This is a genomic window from Streptomyces sp. NPDC003943 (assembly GCF_053605265.1).
In genome coordinates this window covers 1-1,888 of the sequence record NZ_JBSGIW010000191.1, presented here as the reverse complement: position 1 = coordinate 1,888, position 1,888 = coordinate 1, and the positions used below count along the sequence as shown (strand labels likewise).

Annotated in this window: 2 protein-coding genes; one reads left to right on the top strand and one right to left on the bottom strand. The window is 71.3% G+C overall.

Annotated features, from left to right (window positions below):
• Nucleotides 1-223 precede the first annotated feature (223 nt).
• Nucleotides 224-514: a hypothetical protein gene (locus ACWEV0_RS35890; protein WP_453154000.1), complete on the top strand. Its 291-nt coding sequence runs from the start codon at nucleotides 224-226 to the stop codon at nucleotides 512-514.
• A gap of 24 nt (nucleotides 515-538) precedes the next feature.
• Here ACWEV0_RS35890 and ACWEV0_RS35885 read toward each other — a convergent pair whose 3' ends face one another.
• Nucleotides 539-1,795 (bottom strand): hypothetical protein, encoded by a 1,257-nt coding sequence (locus ACWEV0_RS35885; protein ID WP_453153999.1) that lies wholly within the window; start codon nucleotides 1,793-1,795, stop codon nucleotides 539-541.
• Nucleotides 1,796-1,888: the final 93 nt, after the last annotated feature.

Here is a 1,888-nt window from a genome sequence, read left to right as displayed (position 1 = left end):
GCCACGGTCGCGGAATGGGCCTTCCGGGACCTCGAAGTCCCCCGGCTCGAACTCTGCGTCGACGGCTGGAACACCGCCTCGGCCCGCACGGCGGAAATGGGTCCGGTTAGGATCCCGCCAGCCCAACGAGATCGGTCCGCGGGCACGCTCTGCTCGGGCGCGTCATCCCGCGGTCCTCGCCTTGACCGGACTGCGCGCGCACGACGCGTCGGAAGGAACAGGCATGTCTCAGGTACCGCAGCTCGGCCCCCTCGAAGCGCCCGCCAAGAAGAAGCTCTTCGACGGGATCACCCCCTGGCAGAAGGCTCTCGCCGCACTCCCTCTGGCACTGCTCTTCATAGGCGGAGCGATCGGCGGTGCGGTGGGAGCCGCAGGCATGGTGGCCAACGTGAAGATCGCCAAGTCGGCGCTGCCGAACGCCGTCAAGGCCGTGGCCATGCTGGGGGTCACTGTGGCGGTGGCCGTCGTCTTCTTCGTGTGCGTCGGCTTGGTGAGGAACGCCCTGAACGGCTGAGGTGATGCCGAGTCCCCGGTGAGGTCAGGCGGTCAGCGGCGCCAGCCACTTGAGGCCCGTGGGCAGCTTGTCCTTGGCGACGCGCCGTTCCACATAGGCGACCAGGCTGTCGACCGCCTCGTCGTGCGTCAGGCCGTTCTGGGTGTCGGCGACGTACTTGGCGGCGGCCTTGGCGCCGGAGACGGACCGGTTCGGGGCGCTCGCCTCGTCGTAGGCGGAGGAACCGATGGCGCGCAGCAACAGGGCGTGCTCGGCGAAGACGGTCGCGAGATCGGCGAACGCGGCGGTGACGCCTTCGCCCAGCCGGTCCCTGATCGGGTCCGACTGCGTCTGGTCGTCCAGGATCGCGGTGACCTCCGGGTGGTCGTGGTGAGCCGCACGGAACTTGGTCAGGAACGCGCCGATGAACGGGTTCGCGTGGGCGGGACCGCGCAGCATCCGGATGTAGCCGAGCTTCGCGTCGAGCGTGTCGTCGAGCCTCTTGCGGCCGGAACTGCCGACCCGGACGCTCGGGGCCGCGAATCGGGAGTCGTTGTCGATCGCGGTGAGCTGGGCCGCCGGCGCGATGGCGGTCGCCGCCTGGTACAGGAAGTTGCCGAGGTTGACCCTGCCGCCCACGATCCGGTCGGTGTTGCCGAGGAAGGCGTCCGCGACCATGCTGCGGCCGGTCTGCCGCAGGGCGGCGTCGTCGCGCAGGTACTGCACCGCCGCACCGGCGTCCATGCTCTGCAGCGTGGCTCCCGGTGCGGTCTCCATGACGAGGAACGCCTGGGCCGTGGCGAGCTGGTTCGCGATCTCGTCCGGGTTCCGGCCGACGCCCTGGTTGTTCAGCAGGAGCGTGCGGATCGCCTGTCCTGCCGGTGAGTCGACCGCGTGGCGGACGATGCGTGGCGCCCGGATGTTCATGTGCTCCAGGAACCTGTGGGCGTATTCCACGCTTCCGGTGGACGCCAGTGGCTTGACCACGACCTCCGCCCCCGGCCCGCCCACGAAGAAGACCCCGTCGGCTCCCTCGCCCGAGCGCCGCACCGCCTCGCCGTGCCAGGACGACGGCGCGTCGTCGATGGCGAGGCGCTGGACGAAGGGGTGTTGTGCGGCGGGGTGTTGTACGGCGGTGCGCTGTACGGCGGGCCTCTCGGCCTGCTGACCGTGGCCGCAGCCGGGGCCGTGCAGGTGCTGATCCGGGGCCTGGGCCTGCTCCTGGGCCCACGGGTGGCCCGCCTCGCGGAGCATCTGCACGACGGCGGCGTTCCCGGCCCCGGCGGCGGCCTGCCGCGCCATGAGGCCCGGTGGCGGTGTCTTGCCGATGGCAGGGGCGCGGCCGCGGGCAGACCGAGCTGGGGCTCGTCAAGGTCGGGCTGACGTCGGCGAGCC